The sequence below is a fragment of the Marinobacterium sp. MBR-111 genome (assembly GCF_040547585.1).
Lineage (GTDB): Bacteria > Pseudomonadota > Gammaproteobacteria > Pseudomonadales > Balneatricaceae > Marinobacterium > Marinobacterium iners.
Window position 1 is genome coordinate 255,295 of sequence record NZ_JBEPQA010000001.1, and the last position, 24,202, is coordinate 279,496.

Here is a 24,202-nt window from a genome sequence, read left to right on the forward strand (position 1 = left end):
GCAGTTGCTATAGTATGAACCTTAATTACGGGTCAGATCGGTCGGAGTAAACATGAACTTCAGAATTGATATTGAGATGACACCGGAGGAGCTGCGTCGAGCCCTGGGGTTACCCGATGTGGCGAGCCTGCAGCAGGAGATGATTGCCAAGGTGCGTGAGCAGATGGAAACGGGGGCAGAGGGTTATGACCCGCTCACGCTGCTCAAGCCCTATCTTAATAACGGTATCGGCTCGATGGAGGCTTTCCAGAAGCTGCTGTTCAGCATGATGAACCAGTATGGAAGCAGCAAGCGCGATACCGACTGAACGGAAGTGACGGATGAGTCAGAGTGGAACAGGAGAAGCGGCAGTGCGGATTCTGCGTAAATACACCAATCGACGCCTGTACGATACATCGCGCAGTTGTTACGTCACCCTTGAGGACGTGAAGCAGCTGGTACTCAGTGGCGAGAAATTTCAGGTTCAGGACTCCAAGACCGGCAACGACCTGACCCGCAACATTCTGCTGCAGATCATCAGTGAGCAGGAAGCGGAAGGGCATGGCACCCTGCTGACCAATCAGGTCCTGCAGCAGCTGATCCGCTTCTATGGCGACAGCATGCAGGGGATGATGAGTCAGTATCTGGAGCAGAGTATTGCCGCCTTCCTCGAGCATCAGGATCGGATCCGTGAGCAGATGCAGACCATGATGGGCGCAGCCAACCCGCTGACCATGATGGGGCGCTTTGCCGATCAGAATATGGCGGTGTGGAACATGTTTGCCCCTCGAGGCTCTGAAGCCACTGAAGAAGAGCAAACCGCGGACGCATCAGCCAAGACTGAAGCGACGCGGGAAACAGCCAAAACCGGCGATAGCACAAAGGCTGCGTCCAGCAGCAAATCAAGCAAGGCGTAAAACCGCTTTCGGCCTGTTACCTGCTTACCGGTTGCCAGCTTACCAGTTACTGATTAAAAGTCCCGCTGCCTGAGCCATTGTGCAATGGCGGTCGGGACCTGCTCCAGTGCCTTGCGTCCGGTCAGGGTGCCGATATGGCCCGCCTTGACCGTAAGTTCAGTGTAGTCGCCACTGCCGGTGATCTGTTTCAGTGCCGAAGCGGTTTCCGGCGGCACCAAATGGTCAGACAGGCCGAAGACATTGAGCAGGGGTTGTGTCAGCGCCTGCATCCTCAGCGTTTTCCCCGCCAGTTCAAACCCCTCTGGCTTCAGCAGGGCGTTGTCCCTGAAAAACAGCTGCACAAACTCCTGCAGCGCCGCACTGGCAAGATCCGGACAGTCATTGAGCCAGCGCTCCATCAACAGATAATTCAGTGCGCGCTCGGAATCACCGCTCAGCTCCTTGCCCGCCCGAAGCCGCTTTTCCAGCCCCAGTCGCATCGGCTTGAGTGCCTGATAAATTTCGTTGAGCAGCGGGCCTGGCAGGTTGCCGTAGGCGGCGCCCGCCAGTTCCAGATCGATATGGGCGGTCAGCCGTCCAAGTCTGAAGCTCGGTTGGGCGCTGTCGACAGGAGTCACCAGCGTAATTAGGTTGCGAACCTTATCGGGGTGCAAGGCGGCATAGCAGAGGCTCAACACCCCGCCCTGACAGATGCCGGCCAGATTCACTTGTTCCGCAGCGCTGTGCTGCAGCACCCGGTCCACGCAGCGGTCCAGATAATCCTCCAGATAGTCGTCCAGCTGCAGAAAGCGGTCGCTGCGACTAGGATAACCCCAGTCGATCAGGTAGACGGGAATGCCTTCATCCAACAGGCGGCGAATAAACGAGCGCTCGGGGCTGAGGTCCAGCACCCAGGGACGATTGACCAGCGCATAACAGATCAGCAGGGGGGGCTGAGTGCGCGAGCGTGTTGTGGGGTGATAGTGGTAAAGACGCACGCCATCGGCACTGAAAATTTCATCCCGTGCGGCGCCCTGGTGGCGGCTGTCCAGCTGACTGAGGTTGCTGATGCTGTCATTCAGATGTTGTGTTTGTGCGGCCAGTTGTTGGCGGGCACGCTCGGCATCAAGACTGATCTTGGGCATGGGTGTCCTTGTGATCGGAAGCGGGGGCGTGCACTGCGCGCAACTGCTGCAGCTCGCGCTCAAGCGTGCGTACCCGACGGCGCAGCTGATGATGGCGCAGGGCCAGTTCGTCATGGCGGGTGTCGGTTACCAGCCCCAGGGCCGAACAGAAGCGGTCGCGCTGCTGCTGCCAGCCCTGGCGCAGCGCCATGGCGGCGTTGCTGATTTCACCCAGGGCCAGGCTGTACTCTTCGCTGGCAATTCGTTGTTGGTACACCGACTCATAGCATTCGATCCAGAGTTGGTGCAGATGGTCGATATCGGTAACGGCATCCCGCTCAAGCTGTTCGCTCATCCGCTCCAGCGCAAGGGTATTGATAGCGCTCAGTTGAACCATGTAGGCGGTACGTGCCTGTTGAAAGCGCTCCAGCAGGCTGATGGACTCTCGCAGCTGACTGATCAGGTCGGGCCGGGTAAGCGGTTGCAGATTGGCCAGCAGTCCTGTCAGCAGTTGGGTAAACTGGTTCAGGCTGTCCTGCCATGGTGCCTGCTGCAGATTGAACAGGCCCAGCAGCATGCCGAGCTGTTCCGGCAGCTGCCAGCTGTGCAACACCCAGTCACGCGTCAGCTCATCCAGATGTTGCTTGAAGTGCTCAAGCAACTGTTCAGAGTCGATGCTGCCCTGTTCGGCCTGTTGCAGAAGTTCGGTGGCGAAGCGATTGAAACCGGCGCTCTGGCGGGTCAGTTTCAGCAACAGTTCGGCGTGTTCCTCGGGCAGTTGCCGGTCATTGACCTTGTTCAGCAGCTGCTGCAGTTGTTCCCAGCCTGGTTGCTTGCCGGTGGTGTGTTGCTCCAGTTGATCGAGCCACTGGCGCATGATGTTCAATAGTTGCTCGCTCACCTGTCAGGACTCCGCGTGGGCTGGAGGGGTTTTGATCTTAAACCATGCGCGGTGCAGATTAAACGCCGGGTTCAAGCAGCTTGACCAGTTCCCGCGCCGCATTGCTCAGGGTGCGGTCACGGTGGTGGATATAGCCCAGCGGGCGCACGATCGGTTCGGTGCCGGTATTCAGTCGTACCAGCTGGTCATCAATCATGGTCTCTGGCAGCAGACTCCAGCCAAGGCCAATGCTTACCATCATGCGTATGGTATCCAGATAATCGGTGCTCATGCCAAGATTTGGTTCCAGTCCCTGCAGCGCCAGTTGCTGCCTCACGCGTTGGTGGGTAAAGGTATCGGCACCGGGCAGAATGGCCGGGTAGCGGTTCAGTTCGGTGAGTGAGGGGCGGTTTAGTTGTGCCAGTGGATGATTACGCGCCACCATATATTGCAGCCGATCATGCCATACGGTACGTGCACAAATACGGTCGTCCTGTTCCGGTGCCAGTGTAATCAGCGCCAATTCCAGCTCGCCCTTGAGGACGCCTTCATAGGCGACCTCCGAGGCAGCAAACTGCAGATCCAGCTCAACCTCAGGGAAACGATCGACAAAGGTTTTGAGAATCGGCGGCAGGCGATGCAGGCTGATGTGATGGCTGGTGGCCAGTGCCAGTCGCCCGCCGATCATGCCGGACAGATTGCCCAACATGCGTTCGGCATCCTCAATCGACAGTAGAATCTGGCGTGCGCGCGGCAGCAGCGCCAAACCGGCTTCGGTCAGCATCACCTGGCGGCCGATGCGGTCAAACAGGCGGCAATCGAGCTGGCTTTCCAGCAGGGCGATGCGTTTGCTCACCGCGGACTGGGTCAGAAACAGAAGTTGGGCGGCTTGGGAGAAAGAGCCGCAGTCGGCCACGGTGACAAAGGCATGCAGTCCGGCAGTATCCATGCAATCGCTGATTCCGGTGAAGAGATATGGCTTAGTCTATCTATTCCTTTTCGGAATTCAAATCATAAAAATTATGAATTTGTGTGTTGGGCAAGGCTGCACTAGGATGATCACCTATTGCCATGAGACCGGATAACATGAGGGGAGATAACATGGCCGGAAAAACCTTATACGACAAGCTCTGGGACGCCCATCTGGTGCGCCAGAACGAAGACGGCAGCGCGTTGATCTACATCGATCGTCAGATTTTGCACGAAGTGACCTCGCCGCAGGCCTTCGAAGGACTGCGTCTGGCTGGCCGCAAGCCTTGGCGTATCGATGCCAACCTGGCCACCCCTGACCACAACGTGCCGACCACTCAGCGTGACGGCGGTGTGGATCAGATTGTGGACCCGGTCTCCCGAATTCAGGTGAAAACCCTCGATGCCAACTGCGACGAGTTCGGCATTACCGAATTCAAGATGAACGATCAGCGTCAGGGCATCGTGCATGTGGTCGGCCCCGAGCAGGGCATGACGCTGCCGGGCACTACTGTGGTCTGCGGTGACTCCCATACTTCCACCCATGGTGCCTTTGGCGCACTGGCTCACGGTATTGGTACTTCCGAGGTTGAGCATGTGCTGGCAACCCAGTGCCTGATCGCCAAAAAAATGAAAAACATGCTGGTGCGCGTGGATGGAGAACTGGGTGCCGGTGTTACCGCCAAGGATGTGGTACTGCACATTATTGGCGTGATCGGTACAGCCGGTGGCACCGGCTATGCCGTTGAATTCGGCGGGAGTGCCATCCGTTCAATATCCATGGAAGGGCGTATGACCATCTGCAACATGGCGATCGAAGCCGGTGCCCGCGTCGGTCTGGTGGCCGTTGATGACACCACGATTGAATATTTCCGGGGCCGCCCGTTCTCGCCCACGGCGGATCAGTGGGATGCCGCCGTGGCTGCCTGGAAAGGTCTGGTGTCCGATGAAGATGCCCGGTTTGATACCGTTGTCGAGATCAAGGCCGAGGATATTCAGCCGCAGGTGACCTGGGGTACTTCTCCTGAAATGGTGGCACCAGTAAGTGCACTGGTACCCAACCCGGAGGCGGAAACCGATCCGGTCAAGGCTGATGGCATCCGTCGTGCGCTCAAGTACATGGGGCTGCAGGCCGACCAGAAGATCACCGATATTCAATTGGATCGTGTATTTATCGGCTCCTGCACCAACTCTCGCATCGAGGACCTGCGTGCTGCCGCCGAGGTGGTGAAAGGTCGTAAGGTAGCGGCGAATATCAAGCAGGCGCTGGTGGTGCCGGGCTCCGGTCTGGTGAAGGCGCAGGCCGAAGCTGAAGGGCTGGACAGGATCTTTATCGAAGCCGGTCTTGAATGGCGCGAGCCGGGCTGCTCCATGTGTCTGGCGATGAACCCGGACAAGCTGGGGCAGGGCGAACACTGTGCGTCCACTTCCAACCGTAACTTCGAAGGGCGTCAGGGCTTTGGTGGTCGTACTCACTTGGTCAGCCCTGCCATGGCTGCTGCCGCTGCAGTGACTGGCCATTTCATCGATGTACGTGAGCTGATGCAGTAAGACGGGAGAGCGAAATGAGACAATTTACCCAACACACCGGTATTGCTGCGCCGCTGGATCGTGCCAACGTCGATACCGATATGATCATTCCCAAGCAGTTTCTGAAATCGATCAAGCGTGCCGGTTTTGGCCCGAACCTGTTCGACGAGCTGCGTTATCTGGATGAAGGTCAGCCGGATCAGGATTGCGCCGGTCGTCCGCTGAACCCGGATTTCGTGCTTAACCAGTCACGCTACCAGGGCACCAGTGTGCTGCTGGCGCGGGAAAACTTCGGCTGCGGCTCCAGTCGTGAACACGCGCCCTGGGCGCTGGATGATTTCGGTATTCGTGCCATCATTGCGCCGAGCTTTGCCGATATCTTCTACAACAACTGCTTCAAGAACGGCCTGCTGCCGATCGTGCTGCCCGAGGCACAGGTGGACCAGCTGTTCAAAGAGGTTGAAGCGACTGAAGGCTATCAGCTGACCGTGGATCTGGAGCGTCAGGTAGTGGTCACCCCGTCCGGCGAAGAGTTTGCCTTTGAGGTCGACAATTTCCGCAAACACTGTCTGCTCAACGGTCTGGATGATATCGGCCTGACCCTGCAGCACGCGGACGAGATCAAGGCGTATGAAGCGTGCCGTCGTCAGGAAGCACCTTGGCTGTTTGATGCGATCAAGTAAACTGAACTGAATTTTTGAGGAAGAACCCAGATGGGCAAGAAAATACTGGTACTGCCGGGTGACGGCATTGGTCCCGAGATCGTAACCGAAGCACGCAAGGTGCTGGATGTGGTCAACGCACGTTTTGAGCTGGGGCTGGAGATCAGCGAAGCACTGGTCGGCGGTGCTGCCATCGACGCCACCGGCGTACCGCTGCCGGATGAGACGCTGGCCGCCTGCAAACAGGCCGATGCGATTCTGCTGGGTGCCGTCGGTGGTCCCAAGTGGGACACCAACCCCGACTTCGCCATCCGTCCGGAAAAGGGTCTGCTGGGTATCCGCTCCCAGTTGCAGCTGTTTGGTAACCTGCGTCCGGCGATTCTCTATCCGCAGCTGGCGCATGCCTCTACCCTGAAACCGGAAATCGTTTCTGGTCTGGATATCCTGATCGTGCGTGAACTGACCGGCGGCATCTACTTCGGCCAGCCGCGCGGCATCCGCGAAAAGGAAGGCGGCATCCGCGAAGGTTTCAACACCTACGTGTACGATGAAAATGAAATTCGTCGCATCGGTCGTGTCGCGTTTGAAGCGGCCCGTGCGCGTAACAAGCGTCTGTGCTCGGTCGACAAGGCCAACGTACTGGAAGTGACCGTACTATGGCGCGAAATCATGGAGGAGCTGAAAAGCGAATACCCGGATGTGGAACTGAGCCACATGTACGTGGACAACGCCGCCATGCAGCTGGTACGTGCACCGAAGCAGTTTGATGTGGTCGTTACCGGCAACATGTTCGGTGACATTCTGTCCGATGCCGCGGCCATGCTGACCGGTTCCATCGGCATGTTGCCGTCCGCGTCACTGGATGAAAACGGCAAGGGCATGTACGAGCCCTGTCACGGTTCTGCACCGGATATTGCCGGTCAGGGCAAGGCGAATCCGTTGGCAACCATCCTCTCAGTCGCTATGATGTTGCGTTATTCCCTGAATGCGGGCGAAGCGGCCGATCAGATTGAAGCCGCCGTGAGCAAGGTGCTGGATCAGAATCTGCGTACGCCGGATATCATGTCCGAAGGCATGCGCGCGGTCAGCACCACCGAAATGGGTGATGCGGTTGTTGCCGCACTGAACGCCTGATTTCGTCCGTATCCGCCGGGTAACTGAGCAGCCTGGAGCTGCCGTTGCCCGGTGTTTCGTATTCGGGATTCGTTTTAAAGCTAATTATATTTGGGGGCACGAATGAAGCGTGTAGGTTTTGTAGGCTGGCGTGGTATGGTCGGCTCGGTTCTGATGCAGCGCATGCTGGAAGAGAACGACTTCAACCATATTGCGGAGCCGGTTTTCTTCACTACTTCCCAGACCGGAGCGGCAGGTCCCGACATCGGCAAGGATATCCCGGCACTGAAAGATGCGCGTGATATCAACGAGCTGAAGCAGATGGACGCCATTGTTTCCTGCCAGGGCGGTGACTACACGACTGAAGTGTTCCAGAAACTGCGTGAATCTGGCTGGAATGGCTACTGGATCGATGCGGCCTCTACTCTGCGCATGGCCGATGACAGCCTGATCGTGCTGGATCCGGTCAATCGTGACGTGATCGACCGTGGCATCGACGCCGGTATCAAGAACTTTGTTGGCGGCAACTGCACCGTTTCTCTGATGCTGATGGGTTTGGGTGGTCTGTTCAAGGCCGGTCATATCGAATGGATCTCTTCCATGACCTACCAGGCAGCGTCCGGTGCCGGTGCCAAGAACATGCGTGAACTGATCACCCAGATGGGTCAGATCCACGCCGGTTCCGAAGCGCTATTGGCCGACCCTGCTTCTGCCATCCTGGATATCGACCGTCAGGTCGTCGACACCATGCGCGGTGATGCCTTTGCCACCGATAACTTCGGTGTGCCCCTGGCTGGTTCTTTGATCCCCTGGATCGACAAGGCGGTGGAAGACGGTCAGAGTAAGGAAGAGTGGAAAGGTTTTGTTGAAACCAACAAAATCCTCGGCCTGTCCGACAGCCCGATTCCCATCGATGGTACCTGTGTGCGTATCGGCGCCATGCGTTGTCACAGCCAGGCGTTCACCGTGAAGCTGAAGCAGGATTTGCCGCTGGACGAGATCAAGCAGATGATCGCCGAAGCCAACGACTGGGTCAGCGTGGTACCGAACGAGCGTGAAATCACCATGCGTGATCTGTCGCCGACCAAGGTGACCGGTACGCTGAATGTGCCTGTTGGGCGTCTGCGCAAAATGAAGATGGGGCCGACCTTCCTCAATGCGTTCAGTGTGGGTGACCAGCTGCTCTGGGGTGCGGCCGAACCGCTGCGCCGTATCCTGCGCATTCTGATCGAGCGCTGATAGCGTTCAGCAATAGCTTTTTCAACAGCCCGGCGTACGTCCGGGCTGTTTTGCTTATACACTGAAGTAAATGTGCCGCAGATCGCTGACTGTTCTGAAGGCCTGTGAGAGAAACTGACCAATATGCCGTTGAAGATTGCACTGCTGGGGCCTGCCACGCTGGCCGGTGAGAAACTGCTCGAACTGCTGGATGAGTCGACCTTCGAAGTCGACACTCTCACCCTGTTTGAACCTGAAGAGCAGGCTGGGCGCAGCCTGATGTTCAGAGGGCATGCGCATCGAACCCGCCCTCTGGATGCTTTCGATTCGTCGTTACCGCAGCTCACGTTTGTCTGTGAGGCCGAACTTGGCTCCGAGCTGAAGCAGGCTTTGCTTGCGTCTCCGGGCCGGGTCATCGACCTGTACCCTCAGCGATACGAGGCGGATCAGGTATTTTTGACCGTTCCCGAGCTGAATGGTGATGAGCTTGCTTCGCTTGATCCAGGTCGTGTTATCGGTATCCCGAATTCGGCTACCATTGCAGCCGCGCTGGCGCTGGCTCCTTTGCATCGCGCTTGCGAGATTCTGAAAGCGAATCTCATGTTGTTGAGCCCCGTTTCTTCAGCAGGGCATCCCGGTGTCGAAGCCTTGGCATCCGAGACGGCAAGGCTGTTGAATGGACGAGACCCCGAGTCAGGTCATTTCGGCCAGCAGATTGCGTTTAATCTGATACCGCAGGTTGGTACGCTGCTTGACAGCGGTTACACCGATATCGAAGCGTCTGTGCGTACCCAGTTGCCGCTCGTACTGGATGATGAGGGGCTGGAGTTGGAAGTCAGTGCCGTTCAAGTGCCGGTCTTTTATGGTGACATGGTGGTAATTCAGGCTGAAACGCACCAGCCGCTGAATATGGATGAGGTTCAGCATTTGATGGATAAGGCTCCAGGTGTGTGTTTTGATCAACATGCCAAACAGGTTCCGAGTCTCATCAAAGATGCAATCGGTCAGCAACAAGTGGTTGTGGCGCGGCTACGTCCGGGGGCTGAAGGCGAAGCCGGATTTGCTCTGCATGCCATGATTGATGACCTTGGGCGGGGCAGTGCCTTGACAGCTCTTGGGGCCGCCATGCGTCTGGTGACGGAAGGGTAGCAAACGGTCGAAGGTGGTTGTCTTGACCGCCAGCGCCATAATACATAATACTTGCAACGACTATGGAGCCGTAACTCTCTGATTCTTCGGAAAGGGACGAGAGGCGGGCACACGATATCAAAGGGAGTAACCGATGCTGCGTAAACTAGCTTTAAGCCTTGCGGTCTCTGCAGCTCTGGGGGTGTCACAGGCACACGCCCTCGGCCTGGGAGAGATTCAAGTCAATTCAGCTCTGAATGAGCCGCTCGATGCAGAAATCAAACTGACGCAGGTTCGTGACCTCTCTCCGTTGCAGATTCAGCCACGAATGGCAGCGATGGATGAATACTCCCTGTCAGGTGGCGTCAGCCAGGGGCGCTACCTGCGCGATATCCAGTTTCAGGTGCTGCTGACTCCCGATGGGGCTGGCAGTATCCGACTGCGCTCCAACGAACCGATTCAGGAGCCGTTCCTGAACTTCATGGTTGAGGTGAATTGGCCCAGCGGTCGCATGGTGCGAGAGTACACCCTGCTGCTTGACCCTCCCGTGTTCGATCCAACGCCCGTGCAACGCACCGTGCAGCCGGCACAGGTACAGCAACCTGTTGTAGCAGAACCTGCTGAAAGCCTGCAGCGCCAGGTGGCAGGTACGACTTCAAATATTCTCACTCGCATGGATAGCGAGAATCAAGTTTATGTTGGGGTTAATGACACCCTGTGGGAAATTGCAGCGCGAAACAAGCCCGCCAATATCAGCGAACACCAAATGATGCTGGCACTGTTGCGCAAAAACCCCGCAGCTTTCCCCTCAGGTAATATCAATGCCATGCGAGCCGGTGTGGTCTTGAATCTGCCAATGCAGGATGAAGTATCTCGCTTGACGCATCGTGAAGCGGTTGCTGAAGTCGCACGGCAAACGCAGATGTGGCGAGAAGGGCGCACTTCGCGTCAACAGGCAGAAGAGCCCAAGGCTCCAGTGGATGTGAGCCGACAGCAGGACGATCAGGCGTCAACCGATGAAAGTGTGGCCTCTGCGCCGGCTGATAAGTCTACCGACTCGGCGCAGGATGCAACCGCCCCCGTTGATGATGGGCAGCTGAAAATCGTGACGCCTCAGGAAGAGTCTGAAGCAGACGCACAGGACGATGCCGAAGCGGGCAAGGAAACGGTTACTACCGAAGAGGCGGGCGCGCCGCAGCAGGATCCATCTGTAGTCTCGGCTGCTCAGGAAAATCTCGAAAATGACGTTCTGATTGCGCAAGAGAAGATCGATCGCCTGGAGCGTGAAAATACCGACCTTAACGACAAGCTCAATTCTGTTCTGGAACAGCTGGAAGCTCAAAGTCGCCTGCTGGAGCTTCAATCTCAGCAGATGGCCACCCTCCAGACCGAGTTGAGCCGTAATGCAGCGCCTTCCGCTGTTGAGTCCGGCGCGCAAGATGACAAGAGTCTGTTGCAAAGCCCCGCCGTGCTTGGTGGCATAGGTGCCGGCGCTGTGGCGATTTTGGCAGGGCTTTGGCTGATGCTGCGTCGTCGTGGTTCATCTGCACCGGACAAAAAACGCGAGCTGGTCAATGTGCCGAGCGATCTGCGTGACGGCGATGATGATGCCGATTCCCCTGCCGACGGGCGAGATGCGGCTACATCAGCGGCTGTTGCCGGCGGTGCAGCAGCGGTAGCGGCGGCTGTAGCAGCCGATGATGATGAAACTGAACGACCAGCGCCACTAGCGCCCTTGTCAGGCGAAGGAGATGAGTTTTCGCGTCCGCCGATGCAAAACCTGGCGCCGGATGAGCCTGATGCCGGCAGCGACGATCTGGAGCAGGATTTACAAAGCCTTGATCTGGATATGGATCTGGATCTTAACGATCTCGATATTGATGACGAATCTGATCTTGACCAGGTCGATGATGATGTCGAGCAGCTTGCAGGCAGTGATGAGCGTATTGATGCCACTGAGTTTGATCTCGGAGCTGAAGACGAGCCGCTAGCCGAGTTGGCGCCGCTGGCTGGGGCAGAAGGGCCTGCCGAAGAGGATAAATCAGGGCCAGAGCCTCTGTCTGCTGGTGATGAGCTCGAGTTCAGTGTCAAGCCTCAGGAACCGGAAGAAGAGCCATCCGAGTTGGATGGTATGCTCGGAGATGACGAGAGCTCCGATGACCTTGATTTCCTGCTTAATGGCGCAGAAGACAATGATGATGACACCGCGCAGGCGGTAAGCGATGACGAATCGCTGCTTGAAGATGCTCTGAAGGAAGATAACGGTTTCAGTCTTGCGGATGATGCAGTTGCAACCACTGATGATATTAGCCTTGATGATGACTTGTTCGGCGAGCTGGAAGCCGACGAGCCGGCAAGTGACAATAGCCTGCATGAAACTGTCTCTGCATTGGATACTGACGATTATGAAATCGACCATGATCTGGAAGCGATGTTGCAGGGAAGTGCTGACGAGCCTGATGAACAGGAAGCAGAGACTTCAGCTGGTGATGGCGCAGATGAGGATCTGGACAGTTTATTGGCGTCTTTTGACCCTGAGAGTGATGTTTCCAGCGCAGTCGCGCCGGCTCGTCCCGGTGAGCAGGTTGAAGAAGAGCTGACTGCAAACATTTCGCATGATCTGGAGATGGATCTTGACTCCGAAGTTGATGAGCTGTTGAACAGTACCGATGACGAAATCGCTCTGGAAGAGCAGCGCAACGATGAAGCAGTTGATGTCCTTGATAAGATGAATCTGCTCAGTGGTACCGATGAGACTGAAACCAAACTGGATCTGGCGCGCGCCTACATGGAAATGGATGATAAGGATGGTGCACGCGATATCCTCAATGAGATCACCAGTGAAGGTTCGGATGAGCAGCGCCAGGAAGCGCAGAAGCTGCTGGACTCACTCTGATAAAGACATTCAATGAGTAAACAGAACTCTTCCGGGGCGATTTCGATCGCCCCTTTTCGTTATGCTCTCGCTGTTGAGTATGTAGGAGCCGCCTATCGTGGCTGGCAGTTGCAGGCACATGACAAGGTTCCCACCATTCAGGCTGAGGTAGAGCGGGCCCTGTCGGTAGTGGCCAATCATCCTGTTCAGGTTGTCTGTGCCGGTCGTACTGATGCTGGCGTCAATGCCAGTCATCAGGTGATTCACTTTGACAGTTGGGCTGAGCGTGATGAGCGTGCTTGGGTGCTGGGTACCAACTGCCATCTGCCGGACGATATCTCGATTAAATGGGCCACTGTCGTACCTGGATGCTTTCATGCCCGCTTTTCAGCGCGGGAACGACGCTACCGTTACCTGATCTACACGTCGCCCTCACGCCCGGCAGTGTTGGCAGAGGGGGTAACCTGGACGCATCGCACGCTGAATACCGAACGTATGCAAGAGGCTGCCGAGCACCTGTTGGGCGAACATGACTTTACCTCTTATCGAGCTGTCGGGTGTCAGGCACGCAGCCCGGTACGGGAAATACGCAAGTTGAGCGTGTACCAGAGTGGACGTTTGGTTGTGATTGATGTCAGTGCCAACGCATTCCTGCATCATATGGTACGCAATATTGCCGGCGTGCTGATGGCAGTAGGTGCCGGAGATCGATCACCTGATTGGGCACTTGAAGTATTACAGGCCCGAGATCGGCGCCAGGGGGGCGTTACCGCGCCGCCGGATGGTCTTTATTTCGTGGATGTGCGCTATCCGGATATATTCAGATTGCCGCCGTCAGATCCGGGTCCCTATTTTCTGTCATGAGGAAACTGACGCCTCGCCGCGGCTTTGCTAATATTATGCGCTTGCCTCCGAGATGAGAATGCAATGACCACTCGAATCAAGATATGCGGTATTACCTGCCGTAATGATGCGGCCGCTGCAGTAGCGGCAGGGGCGGATGCGCTTGGATTTGTGTTTTATGAACCCAGCTCACGTTATGTTGATCCTGCCGTAGCGGCTGATATCATCAGCACACTGCCGCCGTTTGTGACCAGTGTGGGGCTGTTTGTCGATGCCTCTCAGGAACAGGTGCAGCATGTCATTGATTTGGCGGGGCTGGATCTGCTGCAGTTTCATGGAAATGAAACCGAGCAGCAGTGCAGCCGCTTCAGTCGCCCCTATATTAAGGCGTTGCGTGTGCGCCCAGGGCTCGATGTCGAATCTGCGGCTGCAGCCTACCACACTGCTCGGGGGGTGCTGCTCGATGCCTATCGTCCAGGCGTGCCGGGCGGTACGGGTGAGGTGTTTGACTGGGGGCTGATTCCTCCGGCGCTTGCGGGTGATATTACCCTGGCGGGTGGCCTGAATCCCACTAACGTGGCAGCGGCGATCACTCAGGTAAAACCTTATGCCGTTGATGTCTCGGGCGGGGTTGAAGCGGCACCGGGGCAGAAGGATACGGCAAAAATACGCGCCTTTGCTGCTGCAGTCAGGGCCCAGAGTTGAGTTTCGGTCGCGCTGTGGGTGCAGGCTTAACGAATTCATATCGCCAGTGGGTGCCGAAAGGGCCGGCTGGCCGCCGATAGGATAGTAAGAGATGAGTAACTGGCTGGAAAAGATTGTACCTTCGCTGGTCCGCAACGAAAAAAAGCGTACCAATATTCCTGAAGGCCTTTGGAAAAAGTGTCCCAAGTGTGACTCCATACTCTATCGCCCAGAGCTTGAGAAAAATCTCAATGTTTGCCCCAAGTGCGATCATCATATGCGGGTGCATGCACGTCGCCGCCTTGAGTTGTTTCTGGATGATGGTTCACGTGAGGAGATCGGGGCTGATGTAACGCCGGTTGACCGTCTCAAGTTCCGTGACTCCAAAAAGTACAAGGATCGCCTGTCCGCGGCACAGAAGGAAACCGGTGAAAAGGATGCCCTCATTGCCATGCGCGGTACGCTCGAAGGGTTGCCGGTTGTTGCGGTTGCGTTCGAGTTCAGCTTTATGGGTGGCTCCATGGGGGCGGTCGTCGGTGAGCGCTTTGTGCGTGCTGCCAATGTTGCGCTGGAAGAGGGTATCCCGCTGATCTGTTTCTCGGCTTCAGGTGGCGCGCGCATGCAGGAGGCCCTGATCTCCCTGATGCAGATGGCCAAGACAAGCGCTGCGCTTGAAAAGCTCAAGCAGGCGGGGATTCCGTATATTTCCGTACTGACCGATCCCGTCTATGGTGGTGTTTCTGCATCATTGGCGATGCTGGGTGACCTGAACGTGGCTGAGCCCAATGCACTGATCGGCTTTGCCGGTCCCCGTGTCATTGAGCAGACCGTACGCGAGAAGTTGCCGGAAGGCTTCCAGCGCAGTGAATTTCTGCTGGAACATGGTCAGGTCGACATGATCATCAGCCGTAATGAAATGCGTACACGCCTCGCGTCCATTCTCTGCAAACTGACGCTGCGCCCCATGTGTGGTGTTGCCGACGATGACGAGAGTGTTGATGAAGACAGTGAAGTGGTCCGCGATGACAGCTGAGCGGCCGCTGGATCTTTCGGGCTGGCTGGCGCGCATCGAAGCCTGTCACCCGGCTGAAATTGAGCTTGGACTTAATCGGCTGCAGCAGGTTGCACAGCGCCTGCCAATCGACCTGGAGTCTGTCTGCAAGATCGTAATAGCAGGCACCAACGGCAAGGGCTCAACGCTTGCCATGCTGGATGCCATTCTCAGTCGCGCCGGTTATACAACCGGCAGCTACACGTCTCCGCATTTTCTGCGCTACAACGAGCGTGTCTGTGTCTCGGGCAAGCCTGTAGATGATGCCGCCCTCTGCGAAGCCTTCACGTTGATTGAGCAGGCACGAGGTGAGACCTCGCTGACCTATTTCGAATACGGTACGCTGGCTGCGCTGCTGATTTTCAGTCAGCGTCAAGTTGATGTGGCGCTGCTGGAAGTAGGGCTTGGGGGGCGGCTGGATGCGGTCAATATCGTGGATGCCGATATTGCACTGGTCACCACCGTTGCACTGGACCATACCGATTGGCTGGGCCCGGACCGAGAATCCATCGGACGTGAGAAGGCGGGTATATTCCGTGCCGGCAAGCCCGCTCTTTGCGGTGACCCGAAGCCACCGGCAACTTTGGTTGACTATGCTCGCACACTGGGAGCGCCGCTTCAGCTTCAGGGTGTTGATTTCAGTTATGAGCTCAAGACCGATCAGTGGTCCTGGCAGAGTGATGGCAGGCATCTTGATGCGCTGCCAGTACCAGCGCTGCCGCTGCCCAATGCAGCGCTAGTACTGGCTGCGCTGCAGCATTTTCCCCACCCTGTTTCTGAGCAGGCAATTCGAGAAGGTTTGGTACACGCATGCCTGAAGGGGCGTCTGCAGCCTGTGCAGCTTGGGCAAATAAGGGCTACCGTGGATGTAGCACACAACCCCGAGGCGGCAGGATATCTGGCTCACTGGCTGTCGCAAAGACCTTGTGGTGGGCAGGTTCACCTGATATTGGGAATGCTGGCAGACAAGGATATTGAATCCGTCGTGCAGGCGTTGACCCCTGTGGTTGATGTCTGGCACCCGGTGTCACTGGATGTCCCACGAGGTGCGCCGCGGGAACGGCTGGAGGCCGCACTACTGGGAGCTGGTGTGTCCCGAGACCGTATTCGAGGGGCTGACAGTGTTGCCGTGGCTGTTAATCAGCTGCAGTCGATGCCGGCTGCAGACCAACTGCTGCTGGCGGGCTCATTCTTTACAGTCGCACAGGCACTGGAACTGGCGGAACAGGAATAACGGCCATGACCGAGCAACAGAAAAAGCAACTGGTGGGTGCCGCTGCACTGCTTGTGTCCGCCCTGATACTGTTCCCACTGTTGCTGGATGGCTCTGGCTATCGTGAGCGCCATCTGCAAGAGCGCATCCCCGAAGCGCCCGAGCTGCCTGACAGGGTGGATATTGAGCCGGTAGAATCGATTCCCGAACGTGAATCTGAGCCCGCAGCGCTGCGAGAGCCAGCGGTGGTGAGTGTGCCGGTACCTGAACTGGCGGATGCCGTTGATGCTCAGAAGCCTCAGATCAATGCTCATCAAGACACGCCGGTGTTGGATGAGCAACAGGTTCCGGTGGCCTGGACTCTGCAGTTGGCCAGTTTTAAGGACGAGGCCAATGCTCGCTCCCTGCGCAGTGAGCTGGTGGATGCCGGCTACAAGGTCTACATCCGGCATGGGCCTGATCTGGTGCGTGTTTTTGTTGGTCCTGATCTGCAGCGCTCACGTCTGGAAGCACTGCAGGCACGGCTCAAGTCGGATTATGCGCTCGATGGCATGATCGTGCGCTTCACGACACAGTGAATTGGTCATTGGGTTGGGCTGCTGCCTCTGATAGAATGCGCGCTGTTTTCAGGACTGGCGACTGACGATGAACTGGGCTGACTGGACCATTCTTGCCATCATAGCGATCTCGACTCTGATGAGCCTCAAGCGCGGCTTCGTACGAGAGGCGATCTCTCTGCTGACCTGGGTGACGGCGTTCGTAGTTGCACGTCTTTTTGCCGGCTCTCTGAGTCATCTGCTTGAGGCTTACGTTCAGACGCCCTCACTGCGCTTTGCTGCCGCCTTTGCTATTCTGTTTATCGTCACACTGATTGCCGGTGCACTGGTGGGTGCCCTGTTTACTGCATTGGTGCAGGCCACGGGGCTTACGGCATCAGACCGGGTGTTGGGCATGGGGTTTGGTGCAGTTCGTGGCGGGTTGGTCGTGGTCGTGATCGTCGCATTGCTGGGCATGACGCCTGCAGTGCAGGATCAATGGTGGCAGGGGTCCCAACTGATTCCCCATTTTGTACTGCTTGAAAGCTGGACCAAAGAGGTCGCCAGCGACGTTGGGCAGGTAATCTGGAATATTGGTCGCTGAGTCTGGAAGTCAGCACCATCCTAAAGCTACATCCTTCTGAGGTGGATTGAATGTGCGGTATCGTCGGCGTAGTTGCCAAGTCGTTTGTTAACCAGACTATTTTTGATGCACTGACGGTGCTTCAGCACCGCGGTCAGGACGCGGCCGGCATGGTTACCTGTGAAGGTGATCGTTTTTTTCTGCGCAAGGATAACGGGCTGGTGAACGAGGTGTTCCGCACCCGTCACATGAAAAAGCTCAACGGCAACATGGGGATCGGTCATGTGCGCTACCCGACAGCCGGCAGCAACAGTTCAGCTGAGGCGCAGCCGTTCTATGTCAACTCCCCCTACGGGATTGCACTGGCGCACAACGGCAATCTGACCAACGCTGACAAACTGGCGGATGAGATTTTCCGTTCCGATCTGCGTCATATTAATACCACCTCAGATTCCGAAGTGCTGCTGAACATTTTTGCCCATGAGCTGCAGCAGATTGGCAAGCTTCAGCCTACGGCCGATGATATCTTCAATGCGGTTGAAAAAGTGCATGCGCGCTGTCAGGGTGGTTATGCGGTGGTGGCAATGATCACCGGGTACGGTATCGTTGCATTTCGTGACCCCTGTGGCATTCGCCCGCTGGTGTATGGCCAGCGCGTAACTGACAAGGGCGAAGAGTACATGGTTGCATCCGAGAGTGTGGCGCTGGACACGTCCGGCTACACGCTGGTGCGTGATTTGGCACCGGGTGAAGCGATCTTCATCGATACTCAGGGACAGGTCTCCACACGTCAGTGCGCACAGGTAAGCCGTGTCGCACCATGTCTGTTCGAATTTGTCTATCTGGCACGTCCTGACTCGATTATTGACGGTGTTTCCGTGCACCATTCCCGTATGGAAATGGGCGTCAAGCTGGCGGAAAAAGTGATGCGCGAACGCCCGGATCATGACATAGATGTGGTCATTCCGATTCCTGACACCAGTCGTACAGCGGCACTGGAAATGGCCAATACGCTTGGCGTCAAGTTCCGTGAAGGCTTTATCAAGAACCGCTATATCGGCCGTACCTTTATCATGCCGGGGCAAACTCTGCGCAAGAAATCCGTGCGTCAGAAGCTGAACCCGATCATGGCTGAATTCCGAGACAAGGTCGTAATGCTGGTAGATGACTCTATCGTGCGTGGTACTACCTCAAAGCAGATCGTTCAGATGGCACGAGATGCCGGTGCCCGCAAGGTCTATTTTGCCTCGGCTGCTCCTGAAGTGCGCTTCCCGAATGTGTATGGTATCGATATGCCTTCCGCCAGTGAACTGATCGCCCATGGCCGTACTGCCGATGAAGTTGGCGAGTATATCGGCTGTGACTGGATGCTGTATCAGGATCTGGATGACCTCAAGAAGTCCGTTACCTGCTTCAACCCGGAAATCACCGAGTTTGATACCTGTGTGTTTGATGGGCGCTATGTCACCGGTACGGTGGACGAGGACTATCTCGCGCGCGTGGATGCGAAGCGAAACGATGGTGCCATGTCGGCGTCTGACCCTTCGGTGGAAGACAGTAACGAGTCGGCTGATCTGCACAGCAAAATCGACTGAGGGACGGGAATGAGCCAGTCTAGATTCGAGCGTGAAACGCGCATCCAGTTCAGCCCTGAAGGGTATGAGCTTGATACGTTGTCCGTGCGTGCCGGTCAGCACCGTACCGCCGAGGGTGAGCATGGTGATCCGATTTTCACCACTTCCAGTTTTGTTTTCTCAAGTGCCCGTGAGGCTGCCGCCCGTTTTGGTGGTGACGAGGACGGCAATATCTATTCCCGTTTCACCAACCCAACGGTACAGGCGTTCGAAGAGCGAATTGCGGCGCTGGAAGGAGGAGAGCGGGCAGTTGCAACGGCGTCGGGCATGGCAGCGATCCAAAGCCTGGTACTGGCACTGCTGAAACAGGGTGATCATGTTGTCTGCTCTCGCAGCGTATTCGGTTCGACGGTATCCCTGTTCAACAAATACATCAGCCGCGCAGGCATCAGCACAACGTTTGTTGATCCGACCGATGTATCAGCCTGGGAAGCGGCGATTACTCCGACGACACGCCTGCTGTTCATGGAGACACCGTCCAATCCGCTTGCAGAGCTGACAGACATTGCCGCTGTAGCCGAGATTGCTCATCGCAATGATGCGCTGCTGGCCGTCGACAACTGTTTCCTGACGCCGGCATTGCAGCGGCCGTTGCTGCTGGGTGCCGATATCGTCATGCACTCCGCAACCAAGTATCTGGATGGCCAGGGTCGTTGTGTCGGTGGTGTACTGGTGGGACGCGATAAAGAGATGGAAGAGGTGTTTGGCCTGATCCGTACCGGTGGCGCCTGCATGAGCCCGTTCAATGCCTGGGTATTTCTCAAGGGGCTTGAAACCCTGCCGCTGCGGATGCGTGCACATTCCGAGAGCGCGCTGGAAATGGCGAGCTGGCTGCAGCAGCAACCGGGTATTCGCAAGGTCTACTATTCGGGGTTGCCATCACATCCGCAGCATGAGCTGGCCTGTCAACAGCAATCAGCTTTCGGCGGTGTACTTTCGTTCGAGGTTGAAGGCGAGCGTGAAGAGGCCTGGCGTTTTATCGATGCCACGCGCATGGTTTCGATTACCGGCAACCTGGGCGACGTCAAAACTACCATCACCCATCCGGCAACCACAACACATGGGCGCATGAGCGTCGAAGAGCGTGAAGCGGCCGGTGTGCGTGAAGGCCTTATCCGTCTGTCGGTAGGACTGGAGTCTCTGGATGACATCAAGGCCGACATGCAGCTTGGCCTTGACGCGCTGCGTAATTAAATACCTCCGGCTGCGGGCGTTCTGTCCGCGGCCCGTTTCCTGATATCGTACTTGATGAAAATCCTGCTGGCCCCGATGGAGGGCGTTCTCGATCATACCCTGCGAGATATCCTGACGCGTGTTGGTGGCATTGACCTGTGTGTCACCGAATTCATCCGTGTGACCGACCAGTTATTGCCGCAATCCGTGTTTCACCGTCTGGCGCCTGAGCTGGGCGAGGGGAGTGTAACCCCTTCGGGCACTCCGGTGATCGTTCAGTTGCTGGGTAATGATCCGGTGGCGCTGGGTGAAAATGCCGTGCGGGCGGTTGATATGGGGGCTCCCGGCATCGACCTGAATTTCGGCTGTCCGGCGAAGACCGTTAATAAAAGTCGTGGCGGCGCCATTCTGTTGAAAGACCCTGAAGAGGTATATTCAATCACGGCTGGTGTGAGCCGGGCGCTGCACGATCGTGTGCCTCTAACCGCAAAAATGCGGCTCGGTTTTTATGACAAGCTGCTGGCACTGGAGAATGCGCAGGCGTTGGAAGCGGCGGGCGCGCGCCAGATTGTGGTCCATGCGCGGACCAAGGTAGAGGGCTATCGCCCTCCGGCACACTGGGAGTGGATCGCCCGTATTCGTGAATCCGTTTCCATTCCGGTGATTGCCAATGGTGAGGTATGGACGGTGGATGATCACCGGCGCTGCCGCGAGGTCAGCGGCTGTGAGGATGTGATGATCGGTCGTGGCCTGATAGCGAACCCTTTCCTGGCGTTGCAGATCAAGGGACTAAGGGGGCACGAAGCACATGATCGGTGCTGGCCTGAAGTCCTGTGGCTGGTACTTGAGTACCACAGACTGGTCATGCAGCGGATACAGCCCCGCCATGTCCATGGTCGCACCAAGCAGTGGCTGCAGATGATGAAGCGATACTACCCCGAAGCTGAGCTTCTGTTTACCCAACTGCGTACCGAACGTGATGCGCAGGCCATTGAATGCCTGCTTGTCCGAGAATCAGACCGCCTCGGTATCAATCCGGATCGGTAACCGGCATGAGCCCCAGTGGCCATGATCGGCCTCGAATACACCCGGAATGCGGTACTGGCATTGAGTACAGCAGCCGTCAGCCGTCAAATTCCATTCGGTAATACGATAGCCATCACGACAAATCACGGCGCTGGCGCATTGTGGGCACCAGGTCGTATTGCCTTCGGGGTCGGGCAGGTTGCCGGTATAGACAAAGTGCAGGCCCTGCTCAAGTGCGATCTGACGAGCACGCCGCAGTGTTTCGATGGGTGTTGCCGGATAGTCCAGCATCTTCCAGTCGGGGTGAAAGGCCGTGAAGTGCAGCGGTACATCAGCCCCTAGGTGGGTGAATATCCAGTGGCTTAGCGCCTCCAGTTCCGTGTCACTGTCATTCTCACCCGGTATCAGCAGGGTCGTGATTTCAAGCCAAGTGCTGGTTTCATGGTAGATGTATTCCAGTGTGTCCAGAACCGGCTGTAATTGGCCACCACATATTTTTTCATAAAAGCGTTCGCTGAACGCCTTCAGATCCAGGTTGGCGGCATCCATCACGGTATAGAACTCCTTCCGTGGCTCTGGGCAAACATAGCCCGCAGTGACGGCGACTGAGCGAATGCTCTGTTCATGACAGGCCCTGGCGATATCAATCGCGTATTCGTGAAAGATAACCGGGTCATTGTAGGTGAAGGCAATACTGCGACAACCGTGCTGGGCGGCCGCCGCTGCAAGGTCTGAGGGTGAGGCCTGATCGCACAGCCGGTCGGTTTCCCGTGAGCGCGAAATGTCCCAGTTCTGGCAGAACTTGCAGGCGAGATTGCAACCGGCGGTTCCAAATGAGAGTACGGGGGTGCCAGGCAGGAAGTGGTTCAGTGGCTTTTTCTCGATCGGGTCGATACAGAAACCGCTGGAGCGGCCATAACTGAATAGACGGATCTCACCCTGCTCACGGCCACGAACAAAGCAGAGTCCGCGTTGGCCTTCATTGAGCTGGCAGAAGCGGGGACAAAGGTCGCACTGCACCTTGCCGTTGTCCAGACGGTGCCAATACTGTGTTGTAACACTGGTTTCAGGCTTCATGATCTGCGAATTCACTCTTTATGACTATACTTTGAGCATAGCAAAGCATTTGTGGAGAGAGCTGATGACTGCAGCCATACGCCCGGCAGCGGTTGCTGGAATGTTTTACCCTGCCAGTGCGCCGGCGCTCAGTATGTTAGTGGATGATCTGCTGGAACGTGCAAAGGAACCCGAGCAGTTGCCGCGGCAGCCACGAGCGCTGGTGGTACCGCATGCAGGTCTGGTTTACTCCGGGCCGATAGCAGCACTGGCATATCGTCTGTTACAGCGTGAGTTGCCACGGACACAATGGCGGCGCGTGGTGCTGCTCGGGCCCAACCATCGATTGCCTTTGCGTGGCATGGCGTTGCCTGAAGAGGAGGGTTGGCATACCCCGCTGGGCGATACGCCTTTGGATGTTCCGTTCATGCAGCAGTTGCAGCAGACATTCGACCTCGCAATGCGGTCTGATGTCCATCTGCCGGAGCATTCACTTGAGGTCCAGCTTCCGTTCCTGCAGAGGGTAGCGGCTGGGCTGAAGCTGGTGCCAATACTGGTTGGGCAGACAGAGGCTGATTGGGTCGCACGACTAGTTCAATACCTGTGGCAGGATCCCCATACGCTGGTACTGATCAGCTCGGATTTGAGTCACTATCATTCCTGGCAGGAAGCATGGCGGCTGGATGAGCTAACAACTGAGATGATTCTGGCCAGAGAGCCGCAACTGGGGTCCGAGCAGGCCTGCGGTTGTCATGCGCTGAACGGTCTGTTGCTGGCGGCACGGCAGGAAAAACTGGAACTGAGATGTCTTGGTCAATGCACCTCCGGTGATACGGCCGGTGACAAGACGCAGGTTGTTGGCTATGGAGCTTATGTCTGTTTCTGAATTTACAACCACGCAGCGTTCACAGATGCTGGCGATGGCACGCAATGCCATCACAGCTGTGCTGAATGCAGAGCGGCCAGACCTGCCGTCAGTCGATGCCTTGCCTGACTGGCTAAAACCCATACGGGCCTGCTTTGTCACGCTGGAAAGTCATGATCGCCTGCGGGGATGTATCGGTACTCTGGAGCCGCACAGACCTCTTGGACAGGACATCATACTGAATGCTGTCAGCGCGGCAACGCGAGACTATCGCTTTGACCCTTTGCAGCGGGGTGAACCTATAAGAGTCAGTCTATCTGTGCTGTCGCCTCTGACGCCACTGCCGGTATCAAGTGAAGCCGAGCTGGTGGCGATGCTGCAGCCAGGGGTGGATGGGGTGGTTATAGAGGCCGGCGAGCATCGCGCCACCTTTTTGCCGGTGGTATGGCAAAGCCTCCCAACGCCCGAGGCATTCATATCGGAGTTGAAACGCAAGGCGGGGCTGCCGGGGGACTACTGGTCCGACAATGTAAGTATCTGGCGCTATCATACCGACAGCTTCGGTGAGGAAGGGGAGATGCCGGTTATGGAGACCGGCACTCACTGATCAGGACTCGCTGCGTTTGGTCGCGAACTGATCCACATCGTTGGTAATGCTGACATCCACTTTGGGGGCGGGGATGCGGAAATCGTACACTCGCTCCCAGCCATCAGCGTCCGGCGCGCGCTCCCATACTGTACCGGCGTTGTACTCGACCAGCTCAGTCAGGGAAGGGTCAATTTCACATACTCTTTCCAGCGGGATCGGGATCAGGTTGATCTGTTCATTTTCCAGAAATTCTTCAGTTTCATACCCGGTGAACATGCGCCAGCCAGTATCGTTCAGATGTTCTGGCACGGTCTTGTACATGAACCGGATCGGCAGCTTTTCCTCCAGCAGCAGACGCGAGACCAGTGCAAGATAGCCGTTCTTGGTCTGGGCTGTTTCATCGGCCTGGCTCAGTGGCTGATCGGGATTGGGTGATTTCATCGGTATGGGCCTTACGCTATTTCGGGTAGCTTACGCAGTGCGGAGTATAACAGTTCGCCTGCGCCTGTCGGAAATCAGCCGACGAGACAAACGAAAACCCCCGTCACTGGGACGGGGGTTCTGGGGTCGCTTCA

24 protein-coding genes are annotated in these 24,202 nt (G+C 56.8%); 19 read left to right on the forward strand and 5 right to left on the reverse strand.

What is annotated here, in order from left to right; genetic code table 11:
• The first annotated feature begins 52 nt into the window (after positions 1 to 52).
• Both ABIE61_RS01195 and phaR read left to right on the forward strand, forming a co-directional pair.
• The gene (locus tag ABIE61_RS01195) at positions 53 to 307 is read left to right on the forward strand and encodes a DUF6489 family protein (protein WP_354406068.1); all 255 of its coding nucleotides are present in this window, start codon (positions 53 to 55) and stop codon (positions 305 to 307) included.
• Between the two features lie 13 nt (positions 308 to 320).
• Complete coding sequence (phaR, locus tag ABIE61_RS01200) at positions 321 to 896, forward strand: polyhydroxyalkanoate synthesis repressor PhaR (protein ID WP_242529959.1); 576 nt, start codon at positions 321 to 323, stop codon at positions 894 to 896.
• Positions 897 to 949: 53 nt separating this feature from the next.
• On the opposite strand, the gene ABIE61_RS01205 is transcribed toward phaR, so the two are convergent.
• From ABIE61_RS01205 to ABIE61_RS01215, 3 genes are read right to left on the reverse strand one after another with little or no spacing between them, the layout of a single operon-like run.
• On the reverse strand, positions 950 to 2,020 hold the full coding sequence (locus tag ABIE61_RS01205) for an alpha/beta fold hydrolase (RefSeq protein ID WP_206834374.1): 1,071 nt from the start codon (positions 2,018 to 2,020) through the stop codon (positions 950 to 952).
• Positions 2,001 to 2,900 carry a poly(R)-hydroxyalkanoic acid synthase subunit PhaE gene (locus ABIE61_RS01210; protein WP_206834372.1) on the reverse strand — a complete coding sequence of 300 codons (900 nt, stop codon included), beginning with the start codon at positions 2,898 to 2,900 and terminating at the stop codon, positions 2,001 to 2,003. Before ABIE61_RS01210 ends, ABIE61_RS01205 begins: the two co-directional genes overlap by 20 nt.
• Before the next feature lie 58 nt (positions 2,901 to 2,958).
• Positions 2,959 to 3,828: a LysR family transcriptional regulator gene (locus ABIE61_RS01215; protein WP_091823115.1), complete on the reverse strand. Its 870-nt coding sequence runs from the start codon at positions 3,826 to 3,828 to the stop codon at positions 2,959 to 2,961.
• A gap of 152 nt (positions 3,829 to 3,980) precedes the next feature.
• On the opposite strand from ABIE61_RS01215, the gene leuC reads away from it, so the two are divergent.
• From leuC to ABIE61_RS01290, 15 genes are all read left to right on the forward strand, one after another.
• Positions 3,981 to 5,399, forward strand: coding sequence for a 3-isopropylmalate dehydratase large subunit (gene leuC / locus ABIE61_RS01220; protein WP_354406070.1), 1,419 nt, complete (start codon positions 3,981 to 3,983; stop codon positions 5,397 to 5,399).
• Between the two features lie 14 nt (positions 5,400 to 5,413).
• A complete protein-coding gene (gene leuD, locus ABIE61_RS01225; protein ID WP_354406071.1) occupies positions 5,414 to 6,061 on the forward strand; it encodes a 3-isopropylmalate dehydratase small subunit in 648 nt (215 codons plus the stop codon).
• Positions 6,062 to 6,091: 30 nt separating this feature from the next.
• Positions 6,092 to 7,174 (forward strand): 3-isopropylmalate dehydrogenase, encoded by a 1,083-nt coding sequence (leuB, locus tag ABIE61_RS01230; protein WP_354406072.1) that lies wholly within the window; start codon positions 6,092 to 6,094, stop codon positions 7,172 to 7,174.
• A 102-nt stretch (positions 7,175 to 7,276) separates the two neighbouring features.
• Positions 7,277 to 8,392 carry an aspartate-semialdehyde dehydrogenase gene (gene asd / locus ABIE61_RS01235; RefSeq protein ID WP_354406073.1) on the forward strand — a complete coding sequence of 372 codons (1,116 nt, stop codon included), beginning with the start codon at positions 7,277 to 7,279 and terminating at the stop codon, positions 8,390 to 8,392.
• A gap of 123 nt (positions 8,393 to 8,515) precedes the next feature.
• The gene (locus tag ABIE61_RS01240) at positions 8,516 to 9,520 is read left to right on the forward strand and encodes an Asd/ArgC dimerization domain-containing protein (protein WP_354406074.1); all 1,005 of its coding nucleotides are present in this window, start codon (positions 8,516 to 8,518) and stop codon (positions 9,518 to 9,520) included.
• A gap of 133 nt (positions 9,521 to 9,653) precedes the next feature.
• Complete coding sequence (locus tag ABIE61_RS01245) at positions 9,654 to 12,395, forward strand: FimV/HubP family polar landmark protein (RefSeq protein ID WP_354406075.1); 2,742 nt, start codon at positions 9,654 to 9,656, stop codon at positions 12,393 to 12,395.
• 12 nt (positions 12,396 to 12,407) lie between these two features.
• Positions 12,408 to 13,238 (forward strand): tRNA pseudouridine(38-40) synthase TruA, encoded by an 831-nt coding sequence (truA, locus tag ABIE61_RS01250; RefSeq protein WP_354406077.1) that lies wholly within the window; start codon positions 12,408 to 12,410, stop codon positions 13,236 to 13,238.
• A gap of 63 nt (positions 13,239 to 13,301) precedes the next feature.
• Positions 13,302 to 13,922, forward strand: a complete 621-nt coding sequence (locus ABIE61_RS01255; protein ID WP_354406078.1) for a phosphoribosylanthranilate isomerase — start codon at positions 13,302 to 13,304, stop codon at positions 13,920 to 13,922.
• Positions 13,923 to 14,013: 91 nt separating this feature from the next.
• Positions 14,014 to 14,934, forward strand: a complete 921-nt coding sequence (gene accD, locus ABIE61_RS01260) for an acetyl-CoA carboxylase, carboxyltransferase subunit beta (protein WP_242529958.1) — start codon at positions 14,014 to 14,016, stop codon at positions 14,932 to 14,934.
• Entirely contained in the window at positions 14,900 to 16,186 is a 1,287-nt protein-coding gene (gene folC, locus ABIE61_RS01265; protein ID WP_354406080.1) for a bifunctional tetrahydrofolate synthase/dihydrofolate synthase, read from the forward strand. The genes accD and folC overlap by 35 nt, the downstream gene beginning before the upstream one ends.
• 5 nt (positions 16,187 to 16,191) lie before the next feature.
• Entirely contained in the window at positions 16,192 to 16,743 is a 552-nt protein-coding gene (locus ABIE61_RS01270; protein ID WP_354406081.1) for an SPOR domain-containing protein, read from the forward strand.
• Positions 16,744 to 16,810: 67 nt separating this feature from the next.
• A complete protein-coding gene (locus tag ABIE61_RS01275) occupies positions 16,811 to 17,305 on the forward strand; it encodes a CvpA family protein (protein ID WP_091823082.1) in 495 nt (164 codons plus the stop codon).
• 50 nt (positions 17,306 to 17,355) lie between these two features.
• Positions 17,356 to 18,879 carry an amidophosphoribosyltransferase gene (gene purF / locus ABIE61_RS01280; protein WP_091823079.1) on the forward strand — a complete coding sequence of 508 codons (1,524 nt, stop codon included), beginning with the start codon at positions 17,356 to 17,358 and terminating at the stop codon, positions 18,877 to 18,879.
• Positions 18,880 to 18,888: 9 nt separating this feature from the next.
• Entirely contained in the window at positions 18,889 to 20,112 is a 1,224-nt protein-coding gene (locus ABIE61_RS01285) for an O-succinylhomoserine sulfhydrylase (protein ID WP_354406084.1), read from the forward strand.
• A gap of 54 nt (positions 20,113 to 20,166) precedes the next feature.
• Positions 20,167 to 21,138, forward strand: a complete 972-nt coding sequence (locus tag ABIE61_RS01290) for a tRNA dihydrouridine synthase (protein WP_091823074.1) — start codon at positions 20,167 to 20,169, stop codon at positions 21,136 to 21,138.
• Here the strand turns inward: ABIE61_RS01290 and amrS are convergent.
• Positions 21,106 to 22,194 carry an AmmeMemoRadiSam system radical SAM enzyme gene (gene amrS, locus ABIE61_RS01295; RefSeq protein WP_354406086.1) on the reverse strand — a complete coding sequence of 363 codons (1,089 nt, stop codon included), beginning with the start codon at positions 22,192 to 22,194 and terminating at the stop codon, positions 21,106 to 21,108. The genes ABIE61_RS01290 and amrS overlap by 33 nt on opposite strands.
• Before the next feature lie 64 nt (positions 22,195 to 22,258).
• Here amrS and amrB point away from each other — a divergent pair, with 64 nt between their 5' ends.
• Both amrB and amrA read left to right on the forward strand, forming a co-directional pair.
• On the forward strand, positions 22,259 to 23,059 hold the full coding sequence (gene amrB / locus ABIE61_RS01300; RefSeq protein ID WP_091823068.1) for an AmmeMemoRadiSam system protein B: 801 nt from the start codon (positions 22,259 to 22,261) through the stop codon (positions 23,057 to 23,059).
• Complete coding sequence (gene amrA, locus ABIE61_RS01305; RefSeq protein ID WP_354406088.1) at positions 23,046 to 23,645, forward strand: AmmeMemoRadiSam system protein A; 600 nt, start codon at positions 23,046 to 23,048, stop codon at positions 23,643 to 23,645. Before amrB ends, amrA begins: the two co-directional genes overlap by 14 nt.
• Here the strand turns inward: amrA and ABIE61_RS01310 are convergent, their stop codons facing one another.
• A complete protein-coding gene (locus tag ABIE61_RS01310) occupies positions 23,646 to 24,068 on the reverse strand; it encodes a DUF2185 domain-containing protein (RefSeq protein WP_091823064.1) in 423 nt (140 codons plus the stop codon).
• Between the last annotated feature and the right edge of the window lie 134 nt (positions 24,069 to 24,202).